The sequence below is a fragment of the Herbaspirillum sp. B65 genome (assembly GCF_000333555.1).
GTDB classification, from domain to species: domain Bacteria; phylum Pseudomonadota; class Gammaproteobacteria; order Burkholderiales; family Burkholderiaceae_D; genus Herbaspirillum; species Herbaspirillum rubrisubalbicans.
This window is the reverse complement of sequence record NZ_BADI01000085.1, coordinates 1-24,381: the sequence shown is the minus strand read 5'-3', so window position 1 is coordinate 24,381 and position 24,381 is coordinate 1. Positions and strand designations below refer to the sequence as shown.

General features: G+C 62.7%; 19 protein-coding genes and 2 pseudogenes. 3 read left to right on the top strand and 18 right to left on the bottom strand.

Annotation, left to right across the window (positions count from 1 at the left end; translation table 11 throughout):
• Positions 1-102: 102 nt before the first annotated feature.
• From aspS to lptM, 10 genes are all read right to left on the bottom strand, one after another.
• The gene (gene aspS, locus I5W_RS02575) at positions 103-1,908 is read right to left on the bottom strand and encodes an aspartate--tRNA ligase (RefSeq protein ID WP_044528055.1); all 1,806 of its coding nucleotides are present in this window, start codon (positions 1,906-1,908) and stop codon (positions 103-105) included.
• 95 nt (positions 1,909-2,003) lie between these two features.
• Complete coding sequence (locus I5W_RS02570; RefSeq protein ID WP_017451841.1) at positions 2,004-2,639, bottom strand: DUF502 domain-containing protein; 636 nt, start codon at positions 2,637-2,639, stop codon at positions 2,004-2,006.
• An 18-nt stretch (positions 2,640-2,657) separates the two neighbouring features.
• Entirely contained in the window at positions 2,658-3,014 is a 357-nt protein-coding gene (locus I5W_RS02565; RefSeq protein WP_017451840.1) for an FmdB family zinc ribbon protein, read from the bottom strand.
• A gap of 170 nt (positions 3,015-3,184) precedes the next feature.
• A complete protein-coding gene (otsA, locus tag I5W_RS02560) occupies positions 3,185-4,579 on the bottom strand; it encodes an alpha,alpha-trehalose-phosphate synthase (UDP-forming) (protein ID WP_044528054.1) in 1,395 nt (464 codons plus the stop codon).
• Positions 4,579-6,468, bottom strand: a complete 1,890-nt coding sequence (locus I5W_RS02555) for a glycoside hydrolase family 15 protein (RefSeq protein WP_044528053.1) — start codon at positions 6,466-6,468, stop codon at positions 4,579-4,581. The genes otsA and I5W_RS02555 overlap by 1 nt, the downstream gene beginning before the upstream one ends.
• A gap of 83 nt (positions 6,469-6,551) precedes the next feature.
• Complete coding sequence (otsB, locus tag I5W_RS02550; protein WP_044528052.1) at positions 6,552-7,298, bottom strand: trehalose-phosphatase; 747 nt, start codon at positions 7,296-7,298, stop codon at positions 6,552-6,554.
• A 198-nt stretch (positions 7,299-7,496) separates the two neighbouring features.
• Positions 7,497-8,954 (bottom strand): sodium:solute symporter family protein, encoded by a 1,458-nt coding sequence (locus tag I5W_RS02545; RefSeq protein WP_044528051.1) that lies wholly within the window; start codon positions 8,952-8,954, stop codon positions 7,497-7,499.
• Between the two features lie 280 nt (positions 8,955-9,234).
• Positions 9,235-10,146: a hypothetical protein gene (locus I5W_RS02540; RefSeq protein ID WP_044528050.1), complete on the bottom strand. Its 912-nt coding sequence runs from the start codon at positions 10,144-10,146 to the stop codon at positions 9,235-9,237.
• 313 nt (positions 10,147-10,459) lie between these two features.
• Positions 10,460-11,752 carry a diaminopimelate decarboxylase gene (lysA, locus tag I5W_RS02535; RefSeq protein ID WP_017451834.1) on the bottom strand — a complete coding sequence of 431 codons (1,293 nt, stop codon included), beginning with the start codon at positions 11,750-11,752 and terminating at the stop codon, positions 10,460-10,462.
• A 97-nt stretch (positions 11,753-11,849) separates the two neighbouring features.
• Positions 11,850-12,092: an LPS translocon maturation chaperone LptM gene (gene lptM, locus I5W_RS02530; RefSeq protein WP_017451833.1), complete on the bottom strand. Its 243-nt coding sequence runs from the start codon at positions 12,090-12,092 to the stop codon at positions 11,850-11,852.
• A gap of 49 nt (positions 12,093-12,141) precedes the next feature.
• Between lptM and cyaY the strand changes: the two genes are divergently transcribed.
• Together cyaY and gspG are read left to right on the top strand one after the other, a co-directional pair.
• Positions 12,142-12,474 carry an iron donor protein CyaY gene (gene cyaY, locus I5W_RS02525; protein WP_017451832.1) on the top strand — a complete coding sequence of 111 codons (333 nt, stop codon included), beginning with the start codon at positions 12,142-12,144 and terminating at the stop codon, positions 12,472-12,474.
• A 113-nt stretch (positions 12,475-12,587) separates the two neighbouring features.
• Positions 12,588-13,055, top strand: a complete 468-nt coding sequence (gene gspG / locus I5W_RS02520) for a type II secretion system major pseudopilin GspG (protein WP_044528049.1) — start codon at positions 12,588-12,590, stop codon at positions 13,053-13,055.
• Between the two features lie 9 nt (positions 13,056-13,064).
• On the opposite strand, the gene I5W_RS02515 is transcribed toward gspG, so the two are convergent.
• The 8 genes and pseudogenes from I5W_RS02515 to I5W_RS02480 all read right to left on the bottom strand — a co-directional run.
• Positions 13,065-14,600, bottom strand: coding sequence for a tetratricopeptide repeat protein (locus I5W_RS02515; protein WP_044528048.1), 1,536 nt, complete (start codon positions 14,598-14,600; stop codon positions 13,065-13,067).
• A 572-nt stretch (positions 14,601-15,172) separates the two neighbouring features.
• The gene (locus I5W_RS02510; protein ID WP_044528047.1) at positions 15,173-16,348 is read right to left on the bottom strand and encodes a porin; all 1,176 of its coding nucleotides are present in this window, start codon (positions 16,346-16,348) and stop codon (positions 15,173-15,175) included.
• 309 nt (positions 16,349-16,657) lie between these two features.
• Positions 16,658-16,861, bottom strand: a complete 204-nt coding sequence (locus I5W_RS02505) for a hypothetical protein (protein WP_017451828.1) — start codon at positions 16,859-16,861, stop codon at positions 16,658-16,660.
• Between the two features lie 32 nt (positions 16,862-16,893).
• Positions 16,894-18,240: an ATP-dependent protease ATPase subunit HslU gene (hslU, locus tag I5W_RS02500; RefSeq protein WP_044528061.1), complete on the bottom strand. Its 1,347-nt coding sequence runs from the start codon at positions 18,238-18,240 to the stop codon at positions 16,894-16,896.
• A 64-nt stretch (positions 18,241-18,304) separates the two neighbouring features.
• Positions 18,305-18,841 carry an ATP-dependent protease subunit HslV gene (gene hslV / locus I5W_RS02495; RefSeq protein WP_017451826.1) on the bottom strand — a complete coding sequence of 179 codons (537 nt, stop codon included), beginning with the start codon at positions 18,839-18,841 and terminating at the stop codon, positions 18,305-18,307.
• A gap of 198 nt (positions 18,842-19,039) precedes the next feature.
• Positions 19,040-22,738, bottom strand: coding sequence for a trifunctional transcriptional regulator/proline dehydrogenase/L-glutamate gamma-semialdehyde dehydrogenase (putA, locus tag I5W_RS02490; protein ID WP_044528046.1), 3,699 nt, complete (start codon positions 22,736-22,738; stop codon positions 19,040-19,042).
• A 257-nt stretch (positions 22,739-22,995) separates the two neighbouring features.
• Positions 22,996-23,721: an ABC transporter ATP-binding protein gene (locus I5W_RS02485; protein ID WP_044528045.1), complete on the bottom strand. Its 726-nt coding sequence runs from the start codon at positions 23,719-23,721 to the stop codon at positions 22,996-22,998.
• 15 nt (positions 23,722-23,736) lie between these two features.
• Positions 23,737-24,099, bottom strand: a pseudogene (locus tag I5W_RS02480) (ATP-binding cassette domain-containing protein); the annotation flags it as partial.
• On the opposite strand from I5W_RS02480, the pseudogene I5W_RS02475 reads away from it, so the two are divergent.
• Positions 24,070-24,381 (top strand): annotated as a pseudogene (locus I5W_RS02475) (hypothetical protein); the annotation flags it as partial. The pseudogenes I5W_RS02480 and I5W_RS02475 overlap by 30 nt on opposite strands.

Sequence of the window (24,381 nt, the reverse complement as noted above, 5' to 3'; positions counted from 1 at the left end):
TTCTCAGAGCAGCTTGCTCGATGTGCTGACGAGCATAAAAAAAGCGCGTGCATTTCGGCACGCGCTTTTTCGATGGGCTTATCGAAAAACTCGATAAAGCGATCAGGCCTTCACTGCCGGCTCAGTATTGCGCAGGCGGATATGCAGCTCGCGCAACTGCTTCTCGTCCACTTCCGACGGCGCATGGGTCAGCAGGCACTGGGCGCGCTGGGTCTTGGGGAAGGCGATCACGTCGCGAATCGATTCGGCGCCGGCCATCATGGTGACCAGACGGTCCAGGCCGAAGGCGATGCCGCCGTGCGGGGGCGCGCCGTATTGCAGGGCGTCCAGCAGGAAGCCGAACTTCAGGCGGGCTTCTTCGTCATCGATCTTCAGGGCGCGGAACACCTTGCTCTGGACGTCGGCGCGGTGGATACGGACCGAGCCGCCGCCCAGTTCCCAACCGTTCAACACCATGTCGTAGGCCTTGGCGATGGCCGCACCCGGGTTGGTCGAGATGAAGTCTTCGTGGCCATCCTTGGGCGAGGTGAACGGGTGGTGCAGGGCAACCCAGCGCTGGCCGTCTTCGTCGTATTCGAACATGGGGAAGTCAACCACCCACAGCGGACGCCATTCGTCATCGAACAGGCCGTTCTTCTTGCCGAATTCGCTGTGGCCGATCTTCACGCGCAGCGCGCCGATGGCATCGTTGACCACCTTGGCCTTGTCGGCGCCGAAGAAGATCAGGTCGCCGTCTTGCGCGCCGGTCTTTTCCAGGATGGCGTTCAGGGCGGCATCGTGGATGTTCTTGACGATGGGCGATTGCAGGCCGTCACGGCCCTTGGCCTTTTCATTGACCTTGATGTAGGCCAGACCCTTGGCGCCGTAGATGGCGACGAACTGGGTGTAGGCGTCGATTTCCGAACGCGGCATTTCTGCACCGCCCGGCACGCGCAGGCCCACCACGCGGCCGCCTTCGCTGTTGGCAGCACCCGAGAAGACCTTGAAGTCGACGTCCTTCATGACGTCGGTCAGTTCGGTGAATTCGAGCTTGACGCGCATGTCCGGCTTGTCCGAACCATACATGCCCATGGCAGTGGCGAAGTCCATCACCGGGAACGGGTTCGGCAGGTCGATATCCAGCGCGTTCTTGAAGACCAGGCGGATCATGCCTTCGAACAGGTCACGGATTTCCTGTTCGTTGAGGAAGGAGGTTTCGCAGTCGATCTGGGTGAATTCGGGCTGACGGTCGGCACGCAGGTCTTCGTCGCGGAAGCACTTGGTGATCTGATAGTAGCGGTCGAAGTTGGCCACCATCAGCAGCTGCTTGAACAACTGTGGCGATTGCGGCAGGGCGAAGAATTCACCGGCGTTCACGCGCGAGGGCACCAGGTAGTCGCGCGCGCCTTCCGGGGTGGACTTGGTCAGCATCGGGGTTTCGATGTCGATGAAGCCTTGCGCATCCAGGAACTTGCGCACTTCCATGGCGACCTTGTAGCGCAGGCGCAGGTTGTTCTGCATCTGCGGACGGCGCAGGTCCAGCACGCGGTGGGTCAGGCGGGTGGTTTCGGACAGGCTGTCGTCATCCAGCTGGAACGGCGGCGTCACCGACGGGTTCAGCACTTCCAGTTCGTGGCACAGCACTTCGATCTTGCCCGACTTCAGGTTGGCGTTGGTGGTGCCTTCCGGGCGGTTGCGCACCAGACCGGTGATGCGCAGGCAGAATTCGTTGCGCACCGATTCGGCGTTCTTGAAGACATCGGCGCGATCCGGGTCGCAGACCACCTGGACCAGACCTTCGCGGTCGCGCAGGTCGATGAAGATCACGCCGCCGTGATCGCGGCGACGGTGCACCCAGCCGCACAGGCTAACGGTTTGGCCGAGCAGTGCCTCGGTAGTGAGGCCACAGTATTGGGTTCGCATGGACATGGTTGTGATTCCGTTGACAGTGTTCTTGTTGGATTCGAAAGAGAAGACGCTAAGGGCGAAGGTGGGGCTGGCCGGGCAAGACGCCGGCCGCCCCGTCAATTCTTCGGCGCCGCCGCGTCGGTGATGATCTTCTTGTCGGTGACCATCTCGGGGGCGACCACGCCCATGGAGACGATGTACTTCAGGGCTGCATCCACCGTCATGTCGAGCTCGATGGCATCGGCACGCGGCAGCATCAAGAAGAAACCGGAAGTCGGGTTGGGGGTGGTGGGCACGTACACGCTGATGAAGTCACCCTGCAGGTGGTGCTTGACCTCACCGCCCGGCGCGCCGGTCAGGAAGGCGATGGTCCAGGAACCCTGGCGCGGGTACTGGATCAGCACCGCCTTGCGGAAAGCATTGCCGGAGGGCGAGAACAGCGTATCGGAGACCTGCTTGACGCTGGAATAGATCGACTTCACCACCGGAATGCGGGTCAGCAGGCCTTCCCACAGCAGCACCAGGCGGCGGCCGATGAAGTTGCGCGCGGCCAAGCCCGTGAGGAACACGATCAACAGCGTCATGATCGCCCCCAGGCCGGGGATGTTGTGGCCCAGCCAGTGCGCCGGCCGCCAGGCCTCGGGCAGCAGCAGCAGCGACTGGTCCATGGTACTGATGATCAGGTTCAGCACCCATAAGGTGATGGCCAGGGGAACCAGGATCAGCAGACCCGTGATGAAGTATTTGCGCATGGGGGAAGGGAAACCTCGTTAGCTTGCGCTGGGGGTGGAGGGTGCCGCCGCAGGAGCGGGGGCGGCTGCCGGCGCCGGTGCGCTTGCAGCAGCGGCTGGGGCAGCGGCGGCAGGTTCGGCGGCAGCGGGGGCGTCGGCAGCACCAGCTATACCGGTGCCGTTGGCGCCCTTGCTGTTGGCCGTGCCGCTGCCGTTGCCCCGGAAATCGGTCACGTACCAGCCCGAACCCTTCAACTGGAAGCCGGCCGCAGTCAACTGCTTCCTGAAGCTGTCCTTGTGGCAGGAGGGGCAAACGGTCAACGCATCGTCAGAGATCTTCTGCAAGACATCCTTGGCAAAACCACACGCTTCGCAGCGATACGCGTAAATGGGCATGACTAACTCCGCAAAAAACTTCCAAAACCCTGAATTATAAAGGCTTTTGGCGGAGTTTTACCGAACCTGGGGACAAGGGCGATGCGCTGGCGCGACGACATGGAGGGCGGCGCGCCCAAAAACTTTGCATCATGGAAAGTTTCTTCACCTGCCTTCGACGCCCCCCCCCCTCAACTGTCCACCGGGGCGGCGCGGCTGCTGCGCAAGGTGTCCAAAAATTCACGACACCACCAATGGACGTCGAAGCGGCGGATATTGTCCATCAGGGCAGCATGGCGTTCGCGCCGTTCGGATGGCGACATCTGCAAGGCTTGCTGGATCACCTGGGCGGTGCCGTGGGTGTCGTAGGGATTGATGATGAGCGCGGCTTTCATCTGCTCGGCCGCGCCCGCAAAGCGCGACAGCACCAGCACGCCGGGGTCGTCCTCATCTTGGGCGGCGACGAATTCCTTGGCCACCAGGTTCATGCCATCGCGTAGCGGCGTCACCAGCGCCACCGCGCAGGCGCGGTACAAACCCGGCAGGCGACGGCGCGCCACGGTGCGGTGGATGTAGCGGATCGGCATCCAGTCGAAGTCGCCGAAGTCACCGTTGATGGAGCCGCACAGGCTTTCCAGCTCGCGCTGGATGTCGCCGTAGGCTTCCACGTCTTCGCGGCTGGGCGAGGCGATCTGCAGCAAGGTGGCGCTGTGGCGGTTTTCCGGGTACAGGCGCAGCAGTTCGCGGAAGGCGCGGATGCGCTGCGGCAAGCCCTTGGAATAATCCAGCCGGTCGACCCCGATCAACAGACGCCGGCGCGAATACTCGGCCTTGGTGCTTTCATAGGTATCGCGCGCTTCCTTGGCCTGGCCCAGGCGCTGGAATTCGACCACGTCGATGCCGATGGGGAAGGCATTGGCATGAACGGTACGGTTGAAGGCGCGGAACTGGTTGGGTCCGACCGGCTCGGCGGTGGCTTCGGCTTGCACGTACTGGGCGAAGTGCTGCAGGTCGGCGTGGTTCTGGAAGCCCACCAGATCGTAGGCAAACAAGGCGCGCATGAGCCATTCATGCGAGGGAATGGCGGTCAGGATCGGTGGCGGCGGCAGCGGGATATGCAGGAAGAAGCCGATGCGCGCCTCGCAGCCCATGGCGCGCAGTTCGGCGGCCAGGGGGATGAGGTGGTAATCGTGGATCCAGACGATGTCATCGCGCTTCAACAAGGGGAATAATTTGCGCGCGAAGAGCTGGTTCACCCGGCGATAGCCGCCCAGGTGGCCGGCTTCGAAATGCGCCAGGTCGAGGCGATAGTGGAACACCGGCCACAGCACGCCATTGGCATAGCCGCGGTAGTAGGCGTCATGGTCTTCCTGGGACAGGTCCAGCTCGGCCAGGGTCACGGGGCCGGCCTGGTTGACGCGCAGCTCGCCCTCGCCAGGCGTGCCATCCTCGACCACCTTGCCGCTCCAGCCGAACCACAGTCCGCCGGTCTTCTTCAGGGTCTCGCCCAGGGCTACGGCCAGGCCACCGGCAGCCGGCTTGCGCGGGTCGGCGAGACGATTGGAAACAACGACCAGTCTACCCATCAGATCACCGCCTCCCACGAAGCCGACAAGCGCATCGCACAGTTGATGATGCCCACCATCGAATAGGTCTGCGGGAAGTTGCCCCACATCTGGCGCGTGACCGGGTGCGTATCCTCGGACAAAAGACCCAGGTGGTTGCGGGCATCGAGCATGGCCTGGAAGATCTCGCGCGCCTGCTCCTTGCGGCCGATGCGCGCCAATGCATCGATGCGCCAGAAGGTGCAGATGTTGAAGGCGGTCTCGGGGCGACCGAAGTCGTCCGGGGCTTCGTAGCGGCGCATGTAGGGGCCGTCGCAGAGCGACTTTTCCAGCGCTTCCACGGTCGATATGAAGCGCTTGTCGGTGGGTGCAATCAGGCCCACTTCCACCATCAGCAACACGCTGGCATCGAGGTCGCGCCCGCCGAAACTTTCGGCATAGGCCTGGCGTTGCTCGTTCCAGGCTTCGGTCAAGATGCGGTCGCCGATTTCCTTGGCGCGGTCGCCCCAGTAGCGGGCGCGTTCGGGCAGGTCGACGCGGGCGGCGATCTTGGCCAGGCGGTCACAGGCGGCCCAGCTCATCAGCGCCGACGACGTATGGATGCGCGAGCGGGTACGCAGCTCCCACATGCCGGCATCGGGCTGGTGGTAGACCTCGTAGGCGCGCTCACCCACGGCTTCCAGATGCTGGAAATGCTCGGCCCCGGCGCGATGGTGCAGGCGCATGTCGTGGAAGGCCTGCGCCGCGCCCAGCACGATGTTGCCGTAGACGTCATGCTGGAAGTGTTCATAAGCCTGGTTGCCCACCCGCACCGGCTGGTGGTGCTGGTAGCCTGGCAGGTGGTCCAGGATCTGTTCGGGCAGCGCTTCTTCCAGGCCGATACCGTACAAGGGCTGCACGTGGCCGCCGCCGGAACGCACCACCACGTTGGTCAGCCAGCGCAGGTAGTCTTCCATAGTGCCCAGTTCGGACAGACTGTTGAGTGCGCGTACCACGAAGAAAGCATCACGCAGCCAGCAATAACGATAGTCCCAGTTGCGCTGGCTGCCCGGTGCTTCGGGCACGCTGGTGGTCATGGCGGCGATGATGGCGCCCGTATCTTCATACACCGACAATTTCAGCGTGATGGCGGCACGGATCACGGCATCCTGCCACTCCAGCGGGGTGGCCAGGGCGCGGCTCCAGTTGCGCCAGTAGGCGGTGGTTTCCTGCTCGAAGTCGCGGGCGGTGTCGTTGATGCCGCCGTGCAGGGTTTCATCCGGGCCGAGGATGAAGTTGTAGGGCCGGCTGACCACGAAGGCGGTCTCGCCGACGATGTAGCTGATGGGTGCATCGGTGTTCAGCCGCAGGGTCTGCTCCTGGCCGACATAGCGGATATGGTTGCTGCCGCGTGTCTGCAGCGGTTCTTCGCGGCCCCAGTCGAACTTGGGACGCAGCACCACGCGCATCCGTGGCGCACCCGACAGCGGATGGATGCGGCGCACCAGTTGCAGCGGGCGGAAGAAACGACCACGGCTCTGGAAGCGCGGTGCCAGGTCGGTGATCTCGATGCCCTGCCCCAGCGTATCGTAGAGACGGGTGCGCAGCACGGCGGTATTGGGCTCGTACCACTGCTCGCTGTGGGAAAAATTCTCCAACTGGAAAGACCACAGCGCGCCATTGTCGGTGGGGTCGAGCAGGGCATTGAAGACCGGGTCGCCATCGAAGCGCGGCAGGCAGCACCAGACGATGCGGCCCATCTTGTCCACCAGCGCCGAGAAGGCGCAATTGCCGATCACGCCCAGCTCCAGCGAAGAGGTCGAGGGCAGGTCGTGGGCCTGGGCGGCCAGGTGCGGTTGTTCCGAATGCTGGGTCTGCGAATGCGGCTGCGGTTGTGCTTCTTGCTGGGGGTCGGGGCTGGGCTGGCTCATGGTTCCTCGTGCTCTGTTCTGTGGGTCAGATTTCTTGATGGAAGGCGATGTGCTGCGGGCCGGCAAACATGCCGGTACGACGGCTATCCAGAGGTGCTGCGCACCTCCACACTCTGGCGCAGCAGGTTCAATACGGCGGCTGGATCAGCCAGGCGTTGCAGAGCCTGGCTGGGGCCGGCACCGATCTTGATGCCGAGTCCGCCGAAGACTTCCCCCTGGGCAATGGCAAAACCGGCTTCGTCGGTCACGTCGTCGCCAATGAAGACCGGACGGCGCCCCCGGAACGGTGCTTCATGCAGGAAGGCGGCGACGGCATCGCCCTTGTTGATGTGCGGTTTGGCTTCCACCACCATCTTGCCGTGCAGCAGGGTGAAGCCGGGTTCATGGCGCAGCGCGTCCATCATGGTCTCGACGCAGCGCTGCTCCAGATGGGCGGCGTGGCGGTAATGCAGAGCCAGGGCGCCGCGTTTGAGCTCCAGTTGCAGGCCGGGATGCGACTCCACCAGCGGCAACAGGCGCTCGCGCAGGTGATGCACGTCCGGCACCGGCTGCTGCAGGATGCGGCCATCGGCCGTGCGGCGCTCGGCGCCATGCACACCGGCAGCCGGCAGGCGCAGCGGGGCCAGGAAGAAGTCCAGTTGATCGAGGGGGCGACCGCTGACGATGGCCAGCGCGCCGTCCGATTCTTGCTGGATGCGCTGCAGGAGCGTGATCAGCTCCGGCGGTACCACGATCTCCTCAGGCTGGGGCGCCAGGTCGACCAAGGTGCCGTCGAAATCCAGAAACAATGCATCCGCAGACACATCGTAGGGGCGAGTGTGCTCAGTCATGCCATTTCAGGTTGATGGAAAGCAAATAAGTTCCGGCTTGATCTCGAATTATTGTCAATTAAATATCGAATAACTTCGAAAACCCGGGCGTTGGAATTGCTTTGACAGCACTTGGCCCAGCAGTTCTGGCGCCATCCCCAAAAAGACGAAACGGCCGCGCGGCAAGGCCGGGCGACCGTTTCAATCAGGCAAGAGGGGTCAGGACTGTACGCTGCCCTCGGCGGGCACCGCCACCATGGGCGGCACCGGGGCCAGCACCTGCGGCATGAGGGAGCCGACCACCATGCCGCCGATGGAGAACAGCAGACCGGCCAGTTGCGGCGGCCACAGGCCGTCCGGGGCCACGTATTCCAGCGTGATCCAGGACACCAGGCCCAGCACCATGGCCATCAAGGCTCCCTGGCGGGTGGCGCGCTGCCAGTAGACCCCGAAGGCCAGCGGCACGAAGGCCGCCACCAGCGTGACCTTGTAGGCGTTCTCGACCATTTCATAGATGCTGGATTGGCTGTTCAGGGCCAGCGAGGTCACGCCCACGGTAAAGAGCAGCACCACGGCGCGCATCGAGAACAGGAATTCGCGGTCGTTCTTCCAGGGGCGGATTTCCTTGAGCACGTTTTCGGTGAAGGTCACCGAGGGCGCCAGCAGGGTGGCGCTGGCGCAGCTCTTGATGGCCGACAGCAAGGCGCCGAAGAACATCACCTGGGCGAACACCGGCATCTTTTCCATGATGAGGGTGGGCAGGACCAGTTGCGAATCGGTTTCCAGCAGGCGCGAGACCATGGCCGGGTCGATCAGCGTGGCCGAATAGGCCAGGAAGATCGGGATGAAGACGAAGAAGAAATAGATCACGCCACCCAGCACCGAGGCGTTGCGGGCCACCTTTTCATTCTTGGAAGACATCACGCGCTGGAACACGTCCTGCTGCGGGATCGAGCCCAGCATCATGGTGATCCAGGCGGCAAAGAACCACAGCACGTCCTTCAGTTCAGCCGCCGGCCAGAAGTTGAACTTGCCGGCCTCGGCCGCGTGCGCGATCACCACGCCGGGGCCGCCGACCATGCCGGAAACTTCATATCCGATATACAGCATCCCGACCACCACGATGATCATCTGCAGGAAGTCGGTAATGGCCACGGCCCACATGCCACCCATCAAGGTATAGATGAGCACGCTGCCAGCGCCGATGATCATGCCCCAGTGCATGGGGATGTAGCCGCCCGAGACGACATTGAACACCAGCCCCAGCGCCTTGATCTGCGCCGCCACCCAGCCCAGGTAGGAAATGACGATGCAGATGGTGACCAGCATTTCGGCAGCCCGGCCGAAACGCTTCTTGTAGTAGTCACCGATGGTCAGAAGATTCATCCGGTACAGGCGCTTGGCGAAGAAAACACCGACCAGGATCAGGCACAGGGAAGAACCGAAAGGATCGGCCACGATGCCGCCCAGGCCATCCTTGAGGAAGGTGGAGGACACCCCCAGCACCGCTTCCGAACCGAACCAGGTGGCAAAGACGGTAGCCGTCACCACCGACATGGGCAGCGCGCGGCCGGCCACGGCGTAGTCCTTCGAACTCTTGACATAGCGGGTGGCATACAGGCCGATGCCGACCGAGATGACCCAATAGAGGACGACGAACCAGAGCAGTGCATTCATGCCTTTTCCTTGCAGGGGGGTGGTGAGAAAAACGCGCATTATAGCGGCAACTACCGTGCGCAAAGCCGCTTGCGGCAAGACTTTTCATCTGTCGCTGCCGGGCCACAGCCGCGCCGGCGGCACAGCGTCGATCAAGCGTTCTGCAAGCAAGAATTGCTCCCGCCCGCAGGGGGTGGGAGTCAGGATTTCGTCAGGGAATCAGCGGGCAATGAAGAGGGGCTTGCGCGGCCAGGAGCGGCGGCGCGAAGGCAATACTGGACATACTGGAGCGTGGGGCGGCTCAGGCGCCTTCGTTGCTGTGCTCGTAGGAGGGGCAGCCGTTCTTGCCCCACTGGCCGTCGCACAGTTTCCACAGGCAGCTTTCACGGGCAAACAGCGACAGGGTGCTGCATTGCTTGACCTGCTCGGCCAGCGAGGGCGCCGGCACCACCTGCACCACTTCCGGCTGCGGCAGCGCGGCTTGGGCGCGCTCGGCCTTGGCGCGGGCATTGGCCAGTTGCGCCTCGGCTTCCCGGCGGCGCTGTTCGCGCAGGGCCAGGGCGGCATCCTCGCGGCGATGGCGGGCCTCGGCAGCGGCCCGTTTCTGGCTCAGCAGGTTGGCTTTCTGTTCGGCTTCCTGCTGCAACTCGGCGATCACCTCCGGTCCGGGAGCGGCTTGGCTGCTGGCCGGCTCTGCGGACGGCGTCGCATCGGTGGCGGCGGTGGACTGTGCCGGCAATTGCGGCAACACCGGCTTCAAGGAGCGCTGCGGCCACTGGGCCGCGGCCCAGACGGCCAGGCCGATGATGACCAGGGTCAACAGCGACACCAGCAAGGCGCGACGGGTGGACACCTGGATCGGGGCCGGCTCGCGGGGACCACGCGGACCCCGGCTGACAACCTGGGGACTGGCCTCGGCCTGCGGCACGTCCTGGGCCGCGGTCGCTGATGGGGTGGTTGCCGGCTCATCGCCATAGGGCAGGCTGGCCGTAGCCGCCGAGGTGGCCACCGCTGCTGTCACGGCGGCGGCGGCCACGGCCGCCGCAGTAATGTGCGAAGCTTGCACTTCAAGCTCGTCGGCGCTCATCTGCGCAGTGCGTGGCAGCCCATGGGCCTCGGCCTGGACACTGCTGCTGATGTGGCTGGCGCGCGCGATGGCATCGCTGGCCGCGCGTCTGTCGCGATCTTCCCCTGTGCGTTCCAAGACTTGCATGGAATTCCCCTGTCTAGCACTACCGACCACCCTCCCGGTAGCCATGGTGTTCTCCCTCGCGTCCCGTGCTGCTGTGCCTGGTCTCGGGTGGCGCAGCGGCGCGCCTCAGGCAGTTGTGATGAATCGTTTGTTTTTGGACGGACGGCTATTTTGCGCCCAAATTTCCGAAAGGCAAAACAAAAATGCGGCTCTGCAAAAAATTTCTGCAATCCCGACCCGCCGCGTGTTGCCGGGCAATTAAGAAGTGATATCCAAAAATAAACGGCAGCCGCGTTGCCGGGGCTGCCGCTGATCAAACAATCAACAATATGCCTCAGTCGACGATCTTTTCGAGTGCGAACAAGTCAGCCGGGTTTTCACGGGCACGGACCAGGTGTGCCTGCTGGCCATCGACCAGCACTTCGGCAGCGCGGCCGCGGGTGTTGTAGTTGGAGGCCATGGTCATGCCATAGGCGCCGGCCGACATCAGCGCCAGCAGATCGCCTTCTTCGATGGCCAGTTCGCGCGCGCGGGCCAGCCAGTCGCCGGATTCACATACCGGGCCGACGACATCGTAGATGCGGGGCTGGCCGGCGTTTTCCTTCACTGTCTGGACGCCATGCCAGGCTTCGTACATGGCCGGGCGCATCAAATCGTTCATGGCAGCATCGACTACGGCGAAGTTCTTTTCTTCACCATGCTTGAGGTATTGCACCTCGGTGAGCAGCAGGCCGGCATTACCGACCACCGAGCGGCCCGGCTCGAACATCACCTGGATCGGGCGACCATCGTATTTCTTGGCACGCCAGGCATCGACGCGGGCGAACACGCGTGCCAGGTAGTGGTCGATGGCGACCGGTTGCTCATCGTCGTAACGGATGCCGATGCCGCCACCGATGTCGAGATGGTGGATGGGGATGCCTTCGGCTTCCAGTGCATCGACCATGTCGATGATCTTGTCCAGGGCTTCCAGCAATGGCGAGTCATCCAGTAGCTGCGAGCCGATGTGGCAATCGATGCCGACCACTTCGATGTGGGGCAATGCCGCAGCGGTGCGGTAGCAGTTCAGTGCATCTTCATAGGCCACGCCGAACTTGTTTTCCTTCAGGCCCGTGGAAATGTAGGGATGGGTCTTGGCATCCACGTTGGGATTCACCCGCAGCGAGATGCGCGCGCGCTTGCCCAGGGCGCCGGCCACTTCGTTCAGGCGCGCCACTTCCGGGATGGATTCGACGTTGAAGCACAGAATGTCATGTTCCAGCGCCAGCTTCATTTCATCGCGGCCCTTGCCCACGCCCGAGAAGATCACCTTGCGCGCGTCGCCACCGGCGGCTACCACACGCAGCAGTTCGCCAGCGGATACGATATCGAAGCCCGATCCCAGCTTGCCCAGCAGATTCAATACCGCCAGGTTGGAATTGGACTTGACCGAATAGCACACCAGCGCCCCTCCCTTGGCGCCATCGGCGCGGCCGGCAGTGCGGCAGGCGTTGGCATAGGCCGAGAAGCTTTCTACCAGGGCCGCCTTGGAATAGACGTAGAGGGGCGTACCGAACTGTTCGGCCAACGCCTGCAAGGAAACCTGTTCGGCGTGCAAGGCGCCGTTGCGATAGGAAAAGTGGGACATGGAGATCCGGAAAATTCAGTGCTGTTGGGAAATCCGGCACGGTCGGCGTCATTGCTGGGACCGGCCGTTATACGGCGTACTTTGTTTCAGCCTGGCATCATCGTTTGGGCGAGTCGGCGTCCCGCGGGGTGGCTGTCACGCCATCGGCCTTTTCATCGGCGGGGGCGTCTGCCGCAGGCGCCGCCTGCGCCGGTTGGGCCGGCTGGGTGCGCACGAAGGGATCCGGCGGCACCTTGGGCATGTACAGCGGGCCTTTCTGGCCGCAGCCGGCCAGTACCAGGACGGCGGCGCACAGCGCCAGGGAAGCTGCACAACGGGCGGGAGAATAGTGTGACTTCACGATAAAATGTCGGATTACATCAAAATCTTAGAATGCCTTGGAGTGTAGCATGACCGAATCGGAATTCCTGGACCTGGCTGACGCCACCCTCAACGCCATCGAGACGGCCCTGGAAGACGCCTGCGATGCCAGCGACCTGGACGTGGAATGCAGCCGCAGCGGCAATGTGCTGGAAATCGAATGCGTGGAAAACGGCTCCAAGATCATCATCAACAGCCAGGCCCCCATGCAGGAAATGTGGCTGGCTGCGCGCTCGGGCGGTTTCCACTACAAGTATGACGGTCGCCACTGGCTCAACACCCGCGACGGCAGTGAACTGTACGCCACCTTGTCAGAAGTGGTCAGCAGCCAGGCCGGCGTGCCGGTGACCCTGCAAGCCTGAGTCAAGGTCTGCGTGTGCGCGCCGGATCGCCATCCGGTGCGTCGGCGCGCTTATCGCGCTTATACTTGCGACTTTGACACCTCTACCGTTGAATCAATCAACCAGCAGCATTCATGCGCCGTTCTCTTTTGCCCTCGCGGCGACATCCTGCCTTCTTGTTCCTGCAGCGCGGCCTGGCGCGACTGCGCTGGATCCTGGTGCTGACCGTGCTGGCAGTGGCGGCCGCCTTGCTGGTACCGCCCTTGGTGGCGCGTTTCAACCACGACCATAGCCCGCAGGCGCTGGCTGCCGAAAAGGACATGCAAGCCATCGCCGCCGGCCTGGAACGCTACCGCCAGGATAACGGGCGCTATCCCAGCGCCGCACAAGGCTTGCTGGCGCTGGTGATCAAGCCCACGCGCGCGCCCGTGCCGGGCAACTGGCAGATCGGCGGCTACGTCGACCGCCTGCCGCGCGACCCTTGGGGCAACTCCTACCAATATGGTGCCGATGAGGATGGCACCAGCTACGAGCTGTATTCCTTTGGCCAGGCCGGGCCGAATGGCGGCCCCGATGGCGAGGATGTGCTACGCCAGCACTAACGGCGCGTCCTACGCCACCTCAGGGAAGGCGGTACGCAGGCGATACTGGCGCTGCCGGTAATTGCCTTCCGGCCCACTGAAGCCGCAATCGACATCGCCGAACAGGCGGCTGACGCGATTGATGGCCGCCCGTTGCGCTTCACTCTGCACCGCGATCAAGCGCCGCTTGCTGCGGGCGTGATGCGCGCAGATATCCACCACCAGGCAGTGGCCGTAGTCGGCTTGCTTGATGTCGATGAGCAGCGCCTCCGGCTTGGTCAGGCCGAAGATGGCAGCCAGTTCGATGCGGGCACTGAGGAAGGGACTGCTGTTGCGCAGCTTGTCGCTGAGCTGGGCGTGCGCCTGCTGGGCCCAAGCTTGTGCCTGTTGCTCGACCGTGAAGGGCTGCAAGGCAGCCAGCGCTGCCGCATCCCCTTGGGCGGCCGCCTGCTGCCACCAGTACAGCGCCTTGACGTCATGCATGGGGTCGTCACGACGATTGCGCCAGAAGATCTGGGCCAGTTCGCTTTGCGCCTCGACCAGGCCGGCTTCGGCAGCCTTTTCCAGGTATTGCTGCGCCACCTGCAGATTGCGCTGCGAATAGATGGAACGCGAATAGATGCGCGCCAGCGCGTGCCAGGCCAGCGCCGAACCGCCCTCGCCGGCCAGCACCAGCCAGTGCAGCGCCTTCTTGAAATTGGCCAGACCCTGTTCCATGAAGACCCGATTGCCGGCACGGTCGATCTTGGCGCATAGCAGTCCCAGCTCCAGCCGCGCTTCGACCTCGCCCGCCACCGCCGCCAGTTCGAACAAGCGCATCAGTTGGGTCAGCTCGGGCGTCTGTGCACGTGCCAGCCATTGTCCGTAGCGCAGCAGCAGCGTGGCTTCTTCGGCGCTCAGCTGCACCAGGCCGGTGGCGTCGGCATCCTTGTCCAGTTGCGCCAGCGCGCCACTGTTGCGCTCAAAGAGGCGCGCCACCAATGGCGCCGCGCCACGTGCGAAGGCCTCGCTCTGGCCTTGCTGCCAAGCCTTGTCGAGCAAGGCGTATTGCGCCTGTTCGATGCCGGCGCGAGCGGCTTCCTGCATCAAGCGCTCTTCCACTGCCGAGCCGGCCACCCCCGGCACCACCGGTTGGCCGTGGCGCTGCATCTGCTGTGCCAGCAGCCACTGGGCCTGGTGGTCGTCACGGCTGGCCAGCAGCGACAGCGCCGCAATGGCACGGGCATGGGCATTGCTGTCGAACTGCTCACTATGGTCCAGCACCAGGCGCGCGAAGATCAGACCGGCTTGCGGCACGCCGGCCTCAAAGGCCTTCTCGTACCACACTGCTGCTTCCTGGGGGGGAGACAACTCCTTGACTTGTTCGTAGGTGATGTTGCGGCCGATGATCATCCAGGCGTCATCGACACCCTGCTGCGCAGCACGTCGCAGCCAGTAGAACGCCGTACCCTTGCTGCGCGGCAGGCCGCTGCCGCCGTTGAGGTAGCGCCGGCCCAGGGCCAATTGCGCACGCGATTCACCGGCGCGGGCGGCCTTGATGACTGCCAGCTCTTCTCTTGTCGCCATGTCGTTTCCTTTCGTTGCAGGTCCGCAGCCAGAATCTGCGGACAAAGACTGTCCCTCCGGCGCAGCAAGCTGCGTCGGTCCGATGAGCATCAAAACCTTAGAATTTGATGCAGCCTCGCCAGTCCGTGGGGGAGCGATACGATGCGCATGTCATTGAAGAGCTTCAGCTCTGCGCGCATCGAAAGTGTGGCTGCCATTAGAGCAGTGCGCTGCGCAAAAGTGCGCGATCCTGGAGCCTTATTACGCTTTCTTTACAGTCATCAAGATCCGCTACCAGAGCGCATTTCAAGATGTTTTTGCGACTGGAAAGCGAGCTTTTCGCAATGCCAAAAATGAGCTCTCCTATTGGCCAAGGGAAAGCTCTCTATGCTGAACCCGAGTGCAACGCGAAGAATATTATTTCTCCTTTTTTTGACGACCTGCACGAGATCAGAACACGTTACAAAATCTAACAAAATGCAAAAAAGAAGCACGCATGAAAAAAGCGCCGCATGAACCTCATGCGGCGCTTCTTCCTGCTCTGTTGTGCATCAGCTTGCTTGACCCGCGAAGGTCAAGCAGTGCAAATCACATTAGAACTTGTGACGGATACCCACGGCGACAGCGCCTTGGTTGCCATCGGTACCGGTGCTGTCGGAGACGCCCGGGTTAGCCATGTCGCTAGCCTTGGTGTAAGCCAGGAAGGCATACAGGTCGGTGCGCTTGGACAGCCAGTAGTCAGTACCCAGGCTGACTTGGGTCAGCTTGGTCTTGTTGGTCACGCCGTCGAAGTTGGCACGGGTGTGATCAACAGCCGCCAGCAGCTTGAGCGAGGGGCTCAGGGAGTAAGCGGTACCGATTTCATAGATGTCAGCCTTGTTGGAACGGGCCAAGGTACGGTTGGTCAGCGAGGTCAGCGAACCGACGCCAATGGCGGTCAGGTTAGCCTGGGTGTTGAGGTCTTGCTTGACGCGCGAGTAGTTACCGTACACACGGGCAGGACCGAACTGGTAGGAAGCTGCCACGTTCAGGACCTTCTGTGCGGTGTCACCAGCCAGGGTGCTGGTGGTACCCACGCTGCTGGCACCGGAAGCGCCCAGCAGAGAGGTGTCAGACGCGGTCGAACCAGCCTTGGACTGGTAGTAGTTGATACCCAGACCCAGCGGACCGTTGTCGTACTTGCCGCCGACGCCGAAAGATTGACCAGCCGAGGTTTGGCCAGCGGTTTCGCCGAAGCCATACATCAGGTTACCGGTGAAGCCGTTCAGGTTAGCCGTGGTGTAGCTGATGGAGTTGTTGGTACGGGTGCCTTGCAGGCGATCCAGACCGGAGCCGGAGTTGCTGACCCAGCCACCGAAGTCGTTCACAGCGGTGTAGGCGGAGATGGTGTCAGCGAAGTCGGTTTGACGACCCAGCAGCACGGTACCGAAGCCACCAGCCAGACCCACCACCGACTTGCGACGGAACAGGGTGTTGCTGGTCTTGGAATCGTCCAGAGCGCCGGTGTCGTTGGCGAAGCCAGCTTCCAGGTTGAACACGGCCGACAGACCGCCGCCCAGATCTTCAACACCCTTGAAACCGATACGCGAACCCTGGATGATGCCCGAGTTCAGGCTGAACTTGGTGCCGGTGCCGCCAGCAGCGGTGGCAACCTTGCTTTGGTAGACAACACCGGTATCGACGATACCGTAGATCGTGACGGAGCTTTGCGCATGTGCTGCGCCTGCGAACGCGCCCAGAACGGCGAGTGCCAGCAGAGATTTTTTCATGTGACGTCCTTCTCTAAAAATAGTCTTGAGGATCCGCACTTGCAGTCGGATGGGCAAACATTAATGCTTCTGGTCGCGCATGACTGCACCTTGGTCGATAGAAGTCATTTTTTAGACGGGAGCGAAAGATTGAAATGGCAATTGTTGTATTTTTTTATCGCCACTTTGCCCGACCCTTGCCTTGCCCTGCCCCGTCAAGAGCCTGTATCAAGGAAAAAGCGCCGGTATCTCTACCGGCGCTTTCATCAAATCCTAACATTTTGAAACATCTTGCTCGCACTAGGTGAATCACCTGTAGAGGCGTGGGTCTCACTCATCCTTGTCGCCACCGACCAGCTTCTTCAACAGCTCCGACTTCAATTGCTGCCGTTGTGCCGAGGCATTCTTGCGATGCGGTCCCGCCCCGCCTGCGCGCTGCTGGGCCGCTACGGCCACCGGATTGCGCGGTCGGGATTGCGATGGCTCCACGCGAAAGCTCAGCTTCTGCCGCGTTCCCAAGGTCTTGTTGGCCATCGCATCCTCCTCGCTTGCACGCAATGCTTCAATTACAGCACATAGCGCGACATGTCTTCGTCCACGGCCAGTTCACCCAGGCGTTCGTTGACATAGTCGGCATCGATTGCCAACCCCTCCACGCCGGCTTCTCCGGCCGTGAAGGAAATCTCTTCCAGCAGCTTTTCCATCACCGTATAGAGACGACGCGCACCGATGTTCTCGGTCTTTTCATTGACCGTGTGCGAAATCTCGGCCAGACGCTTGATGCCGCTGTCGGCGAACTCGATCTTGACCCCTTCGGTAGCCAGCAGCGCCTCGTATTGCTTGGTGAGGCAGGCATCGGTACCGGTCAGGATGCGCTCGAAGTCGGCAATGGACAGCGAATCCAGTTCGACGCGGATCGGGAAGCGCCCCTGCAATTCGGGGATCAGGTCCGACGGCTTGGACAAATGGAAAGCACCCGAGGCAATGAAGAGAATGTGATCGGTCTTGATCATGCCGTACTTGGTATTGACGGTGGTGCCTTCCACCAGCGGCAGCAGGTCGCGCTGCACGCCGGCGCGCGAGACATCGGCATTGCCGTTCTGCGAACGGGTGGCGATCTTGTCGATCTCATCGAGGAAGACGATGCCGTTCTGCTCCACGTTGGCAATGGCTTTCTGCTTCAGTTCTTCCTCGTTGACCAGCTTGGCGGCTTCTTCCTCGATCAAGAGCTTCATGGCTTCCTTGATCTTGATCTTGCGCGCCTTCTTGCGCTGGTTGCCTAGGCCCGAGAACATGGACTTGATCTGCTCGGTCATTTCTTCCATACCGGGAGGCGCCATGATTTCCATCGACGGCGCGGCGTCATTCAGTTCCAGTTCGATCTCGCGATCATCCAGCGCCCCTTCGCGCAGGCGCTTGCGGAAGGTCTGGCGGGTGGTGTTCTTGTCGTCCTTCTCGCCGCCGGCATGGCTGCCATCGGGGGTGAAACCGAAATCGCGTGCCGGTGGCAGCAGCACGTCCAGGATGCGGTCCTCGGCGGCATCCTCGGCGCGGGTGCGGACCTTGCGGGTTTCCAGTTCACGCGTCTGCTTGATGCCGATATCGACCAGGTCGCGAATGATGGTATCCACATCGCGCCCCACGTAACCCACTTCGGTGAACTTGGTGGCTTCGATCTTGATGAAGGGCGCATCGGCCAGCTTGGCCAGGCGCCGTGCAATCTCGGTCTTGCCCACGCCGGTGGGGCCGATCATGAGGATGTTCTTGGGCGTGATCTCATGGCGCAGCGGCTCCTCGATCTGCTGCCGGCGCCAGCGGTTGCGCAGGGCGATGGCTACTGCACGCTTGGCGCGGGCTTGGCCGACGACGTGCTTGTCGAGTTCGGAGACGATTTCCTTGGGGGTCATATTCATGGTGGTGATCTTTTCGCTGTGACGATTCATCAGGGGAATGAGCGCAAAAGTGGCTGCGCGTGGCTTATTCCAGCGTCTCGATGATGTGGTTCAGGTTGGTGTAGATGCACAGCTCGCCGGCGATGGTCAGGGATTTCTTGACGATGTCGGCCGGCGCCAGGTCGGTGTTGTCGTACAGGGCCTTGGCCGCCGATTGCGCATAGCTGCCACCGGAGCCGATAGCGCCAATACCGTCATTGGGTTCGAGCACGTCGCCGTTGCCGGTGATGACCAGGGTGGTCTCCTTGTCGGCGCACAAGAGCATCGCCTCCAGGCGCCGCAACATGCGGTCGGTGCGCCAATCCTTGGCCAGCTCCACCGAAGCCCGCATCAGGTTGCCCTGGTGCTTTTCCAGCTTGGCTTCGAACAGGTCGAGCAGGGTGAAGGCATCGGCCGTGCCGCCGGCGAAACCGACCAGAACCTTGCCGTGGTAGAGCTTGCGTACCTTGCGCGCACTGCCCTTCATGACGATGTTGCCAAGCGTCACCTGGCCGTCGCCGCCCAGCGCGACCTGATTGCCGCGACGGACGGAAAGGATGGTGGTGCCGTGAAATTGTTCCATGCTTGCCTCTGTTCAATATGTGCCTGGGAGCTGCAGACCGGCGTGCCGTGTCCGCGTTCCTGCCGAGATGGGGCTGGCCAGCCGGATTGCAAGTCATGCGACCCGGCCGCCTCCATTGAGGCCGATATTGTACGCCTGCAACAAAAACGGGCGCCCTGGCTTGTCGGCCAGGGCGCCCGTCTCACAGAGCGGGAGTGCTTACACGGAAATGGTCATCAGGCTGGCATTACCACCCGCGGCCGTGGTGTTGACGCACAGCGCGCGCTCGGCCAGCAGACGCCACAAGGGAATGGCACCGTCTTCACTGCACAGGATCAGCGGCACCAGCGCGCCCTCACGAGCGGCCAAACGCACGCGCCAGGAAGCTGCCTGGTGGCTGTCCACCAGCGCCGCCTGCAGCGGCTCGGCATCGATCTGGCTGGCACGACGGATGGCCGTGCGCACCGGTGCCGGCAAGCCCGCCGGCAGTAGTGCGGCGCTCGCCTCATCGACCAGCACCGTGTTACCGGTGGCCAAGGCCGCCGCCAGTTGATTCAATAGCGTACCGACGCTACCGGCCACGCACAGCACCAGACCGCGCGGGGCAAAGCCCAGGGTATTGCGCTCGCCGGTAGGGCCAGGCAGCAGCAGGCTGCGTTGCCAGAGGCTGTCGCGGTGATAGCGCTGGCCGCTGGCGGCCAGGCGTTCGTGGCCATGGGTACGGGCCCAGTCCAGCAGGCTGTCCAGCAGCGTATTGGGCACTTGCGCAGGTTGCGCACGGGTCAGTTCCTCGTGCAGTTGCGCATTGCGTTGCAGGCGCTTCAAATAGAGCGGACCACCGGCCTTGGGACCAGTGCCGGACTTGCCTTCGCCACCGAAGGGCTGCACGCCCACCACGGCACCGACGATGTTGCGGTTGACGTAGATATTGCCCACGTGCGCGCGCTGGGCCACGAAGTCGATGGTCTCATCGATGCGCGAATGTACGCCCAGGGTCAGGCCATAACCGGTGGCATTGATGGCATCGACCAACTGCGGCAGCGCATCGCGGCGATAGCGCAGCACGTGCAGGACCGGGCCGAAGACTTCGCGCTGCAACTGTGCCAGATCATCGATCTCGATCACGGTCGGCGCGACGAAGGTGCCATGCTGGCACTCTTCTCCCAGCGGCAATTGGTGTACCGCGCGGGCGGTGGCGCGCATGTGCTCGATGTGGGCCAATAGGTTGTCGCGCGCTTGGACATCGATGACCGGCCCGATGTCGGTGGACAGGCGATCCGGACGACCCACGCGCAACTCCGCCATGGCGCCCTTCAACATCTCCAGGGTGCGGTCTGCGATATCCTCCTGCAGGCACAGGATGCGCAGCGCCGAACAACGCTGGCCGGCGCTGTCGAAGGCCGAGGAGAGCACGTCCTGCACCACCTGTTCAGCCAGGGCCGAGGAATCGACGATCAACGCATTCTGACCACCGGTCTCGGCAATCAGCGGCACCTCGCCATGTTCACCGCTGCCATCGCCATCGTCATGCTTGCGCTGGGCCAGGGTGCGATTGATCAGTTGCGCCACTTCGGTAGAGCCGGTGAAGATCACGCCCTTGACGCGCCCATCCGAAGTCAGGGCCGCCCCCACGGTCTCGCCACGGCCCGGCAGCAATTGCAGGGCTGCACGCGGCACGCCAGCTTCGTGCAGCAGTTGCACGGCGCGATGGGCGATCAAGGCGGTCTGCTCGGCCGGCTTGGCCAGCACCACGTTGCCGGCGGCCAGTGCCGCGCTGACTTCACCGATGAAGATGGCCAGCGGGAAATTCCACGGACTGATGCACACCACCGGACCCCAGGCCAGCACATTGCCGTCATGGCGCGAGGCAACGGCGTAGTAACGCAGGAAATCCACGGCTTCGCGCACCTCGGCAATCGCATTGGGCAATGACTTGCCAGCTTCGCGCACGGCCAGCGCCATCAGTTCGGCGATATGCGCTTCGACCAGGTCGGCCGCGCGTTCCAGCATGGCGGCGCGTTCAGCGGCTGGCGTGGCTTGCCATTGCGGCGCATAGGCAGTCGCTGCCGCGAGTGCGGTATCGACATCAGCCACGCTGGCTTCGATGACCTGGCCCACCACTTCGCGATGATCGGCCGGATTGCGCACGGTCTGGGCCTCCTGCGCAGCGAGTTCGCCCACGATCAGCGGTGCGGCTTGCCACTGTTGGTCGGCCATCGCAACGAACAACTGGCCCAGCTGCTGCAGGCGCGCTTCATTGGACAGATCGATACCGGCCGAATTCTTGCGCTCCTGGCCATACAGTTGATGCGGCAAGGCGATAGCCGGATGCGGCACGCCACCCTGGGCGCGCACGGTCTCGATGGGATCGGCCACCAGGCGCTCCAGCGGCACGGCTTCATCGACGATCTGGTTGACGAAGGAAGAGTTGGCGCCATTTTCCAGCAGGCGGCGCACCAGATAGGCCAACAGGGTCTGGTGCGAGCCGACCGGTGCATAGATGCGGCAGGCCTTGCCCAGCTTGTCGGCACCGACCACCTGGTCGTACAGGGTCTCGCCCATGCCGTGCAGGCACTGGAATTCGTAATTGTCGACCTGATGCTGACGGGCCCAGTGGTAGATGGCCGAGAGCGTATGCGCATTGTGGGTGGCGAACTGCGGATAGATCACGTCGGTTGCCGCCAGCAGCTTTTGCGCGCAGCTCAGGTAGGACAGGTCAGTGTGCGCCTTGCGGGTATAGACCGGATAGCCTTCCAGGCCATCAACCTGGGCCCGCTTGATTTCGCTATCCCAGTAGGCGCCCTTGACCAGGCGGATCATCAGGCGTCGGCCATGACGGCGCGCCAGATCCACCAGATAGTCGATCACGAAGGGGCAGCGCTTCTGGTAACCCTGCACCACGAAGCCCAGGCCCTCGAAGCCAGCCAGGTCAGGATCGGCCACCAGCACTTCCATCATGTCCAGCGACAGCTCCAGACGGTCGGCCTCTTCGGCATCGATGTTCAAGCCGATGTCGTATTGCTTGGCCAGCAGCAGCAATTGCTTCAGGCGCGGCAGCAACTCGCCCATCACGCGCGCATGTTGGGCGCGCGAATAGCGCGGATGCAGCGCCGAGAGCTTCACCGAGATGCCCGGCCCATCCTTGATGCCGCGGCCATTGGAGGCACGGCCGATAGCGTGGATGGCTTGTTCGTAGGATTGGTAATAGGCATCGGCATCCTGCATGGTCAGCGCCGCTTCGCCCAGCATGTCGTAGGAATAGCGATACCCGCGCTGTTCGTTGTCACGGCTGTTTTCCAGCGCTTCGTCGATGGTCTGCCCGGTCACGAACTGGTTGCCCAACATGCGCATGGCCAGGTCCACGCCCTTGCGGATGAGCGGCTCGCCACCCTTGCCGATGAGGCGGGTAATGGCTTGCGTGAGGCCGCTTTCGCTGCTGGTGGAGACCAGCTTGCCGGTGATGAGCAAGCCCCAGGTGGCGGCGTTGACGAACAGCGAGGGCGACTCGCCCAGATGCTTGCGCCAATCGCCCTTGCTGATCTTGTCGGCGATCAGGCGGTCGGCGGTCTGGCGGTCGGGAATGCGCAGCAGCGCCTCGGCCAGGCACATCAGGGCCACGCCCTCTTCCGAGGACAGCGAGAATTCATGCATCAACGCATCCACGCCGGAGGCGCGGGTACGCTTCTCGCGCACCTGCTGCACCAGCTTCTTGGCCAGTTGCTGGGTCGCCTCTTTCCAGGCTGAGTCACCCTGGACCTGCTGCAACAACCACTGCACGGCCTCGCGCTCGTCGCGGCGATAGGCGGCAGTGATGGCCGCGCGCAGCGGGCTGGGGGCCGGCAGCAACTCGGTCTGGAAGAGGCCGAAAGGCAGGCTGGAAGCGATGGCCGCAGGCGCGGCGGAGGCGACGGTAGTCATGGTCTGGAGTCGGAGGCGGATCAGAATCGGGAGGAATTGGGCAAGCGGATTTTATGTGGTATGCACCAATATTAATTCTGTATTTAAAGCAATTCATCCGCATTTAATTCGGTATTAATTATTTTTTATCCTTTTTATTTTCCACAGACATCACCCCTCATCGGCATGTCCCGGTCTACGCCCTGCACGGACCGATATGAAAAAAACGCCGCAAACCATACGGTTGCGGCGTTCTCACGAGATCGGGAGTGAAGAAATCACCCCTCACCCAGATAAGCCGCCTTGACCCGCGGATCATCCAGCATCTGCTTGGCCTGGCCATTCATGGTGATGAGACCGGACTCCATCACGTAACCGCGATGCGCTGCCTCCAGCGCCAGCTTGGCGTTCTGTTCCACCAGCAGGATGGTGATGCCCTGCGCCGACACATTGCGGATCACTTCAAAGATCTTCTCCACCATGATCGGCGACAGACCCATCGAAGGTTCATCCAGCAACAGCAGCTTGGGATGGCTCATCAGCGCACGCGCCATGGCCAGCATCTGCTGCTCGCCACCCGACAAGGTACCCGCCATCTGCGCCGCCCGTTCCTTCAGCCGCGGGAAGACCTCGAACCAACGGTCGATGTCGGCCGCGATCTGGCCCTTGTCATTGCTGGTGTAGGCGCCCATCAGCAGGTTTTCGTGGATGCTCATGCGCGTAAAGACGCCACGGCCTTCCGGCACCATCGCCAGCTTGTCCTTGACCAGTTCGAAGGACTTCTTGCCCTTCAAGGGATTGCCCATGTAGTACACGTGGCCGTCTACCTTGCTGCTGGGCAGCGTCCCGGTGATGGCTTTCAAGGTGGTGGTCTTGCCGGCGCCGTTGGCGCCGATCAAGGTCACCAGTTCGCCTTCGTTGACTTCCAGCGCAATGCCCTTGACGGCCTGGATGCCGCCATAGGCCACGCTCAGTTGTTCGACTTTGAGGATGTTGGTTGTCATGTTCTGTGGTCTCGCTTAATGTCCGGCGCCCAGGTAGGCTTCGATCACGGCCGGGTTCTTCTGCACATCGGCCGGTACGCCTTCGGCAATGGGCTTGCCGTAGTCCAGCACGGTGATGCGATTGCACAGGCCCATCATCAGCTTCACATCGTGTTCGATCAAGAGGATGGTTTTACCTTCGGCTTGGATCTTCACCAGCAATTCGCGCAAGGCCAATTTTTCGGTGGCGTTCATGCCGGCCGCCGGTTCGTCCAGCGCCAGCAGTTGCGGTTCGGTGGCCAGGGCGCGGGCGATTTCCAAGCGCCGCTGGTCGCCATACGAGAGGTGACGCGCAGTACGCTTGGAGAACTGGCCGATGCCCACGAAGTCCAGCAGCTGCTGCGACTTGGCGTGGACGTGGTCATCCTGGCCGTGCCCGATACCCTGATCGGCAGGATCGCCGCCGAGATCTCGCCCAAGCTGCGCGCCGGCGTGATGGTGATGACCCTGGACGCCGCGGCGCCCTTCGCCGGCCACCTGCCGGATCGGCCGGACCTGGTCTACTTCGTGGCGCACCCCTGCCATCCGCCCATCTTCAACGATGAAACCACGGCCCGAAGACGGCGCGATTTTCTCGGCGGCGGCGCGGCCCGGCAATCGATCACCAGCGCCCTGATGCAG

Bases quoted from the DNA above. Each gene is read 5' to 3' on its own strand.
- aspS (WP_044528055.1), bottom strand. From the start codon at position 1,908: ATGTCCATGCGAACCCAATACTGTGGCCTCACTACCGAGGCACTGCTC.
- I5W_RS02570 (WP_017451841.1), bottom strand. From the start codon at position 2,639: ATGCGCAAATACTTCATCACGGGTCTGCTGATCCTGGTTCCCCTGGCC.
- I5W_RS02565 (WP_017451840.1), bottom strand. From the start codon at position 3,014: ATGCCCATTTACGCGTATCGCTGCGAAGCGTGTGGTTTTGCCAAGGAT.
- otsA (WP_044528054.1), bottom strand. From the start codon at position 4,579: ATGGGTAGACTGGTCGTTGTTTCCAATCGTCTCGCCGACCCGCGCAAG.
- I5W_RS02555 (WP_044528053.1), bottom strand. From the start codon at position 6,468: ATGAGCCAGCCCAGCCCCGACCCCCAGCAAGAAGCACAACCGCAGCCG.
- otsB (WP_044528052.1), bottom strand. From the start codon at position 7,298: ATGACTGAGCACACTCGCCCCTACGATGTGTCTGCGGATGCATTGTTT.
- I5W_RS02545 (WP_044528051.1), bottom strand. From the start codon at position 8,954: ATGAATGCACTGCTCTGGTTCGTCGTCCTCTATTGGGTCATCTCGGTC.
- I5W_RS02540 (WP_044528050.1), bottom strand. From the start codon at position 10,146: ATGCAAGTCTTGGAACGCACAGGGGAAGATCGCGACAGACGCGCGGCC.
- lysA (WP_017451834.1), bottom strand. From the start codon at position 11,752: ATGTCCCACTTTTCCTATCGCAACGGCGCCTTGCACGCCGAACAGGTT.
- cyaY (WP_017451832.1), top strand. From the start codon at position 12,142: ATGACCGAATCGGAATTCCTGGACCTGGCTGACGCCACCCTCAACGCC.
- gspG (WP_044528049.1), top strand. From the start codon at position 12,588: ATGCGCCGTTCTCTTTTGCCCTCGCGGCGACATCCTGCCTTCTTGTTC.
- I5W_RS02515 (WP_044528048.1), bottom strand. From the start codon at position 14,600: ATGGCGACAAGAGAAGAGCTGGCAGTCATCAAGGCCGCCCGCGCCGGT.
- I5W_RS02510 (WP_044528047.1), bottom strand. From the start codon at position 16,348: ATGAAAAAATCTCTGCTGGCACTCGCCGTTCTGGGCGCGTTCGCAGGC.
- I5W_RS02505 (WP_017451828.1), bottom strand. From the start codon at position 16,861: ATGGCCAACAAGACCTTGGGAACGCGGCAGAAGCTGAGCTTTCGCGTG.
- hslU (WP_044528061.1), bottom strand. From the start codon at position 18,240: ATGAATATGACCCCCAAGGAAATCGTCTCCGAACTCGACAAGCACGTC.
- hslV (WP_017451826.1), bottom strand. From the start codon at position 18,841: ATGGAACAATTTCACGGCACCACCATCCTTTCCGTCCGTCGCGGCAAT.
- putA (WP_044528046.1), bottom strand. From the start codon at position 22,738: ATGACTACCGTCGCCTCCGCCGCGCCTGCGGCCATCGCTTCCAGCCTG.
- I5W_RS02485 (WP_044528045.1), bottom strand. From the start codon at position 23,721: ATGACAACCAACATCCTCAAAGTCGAACAACTGAGCGTGGCCTATGGC.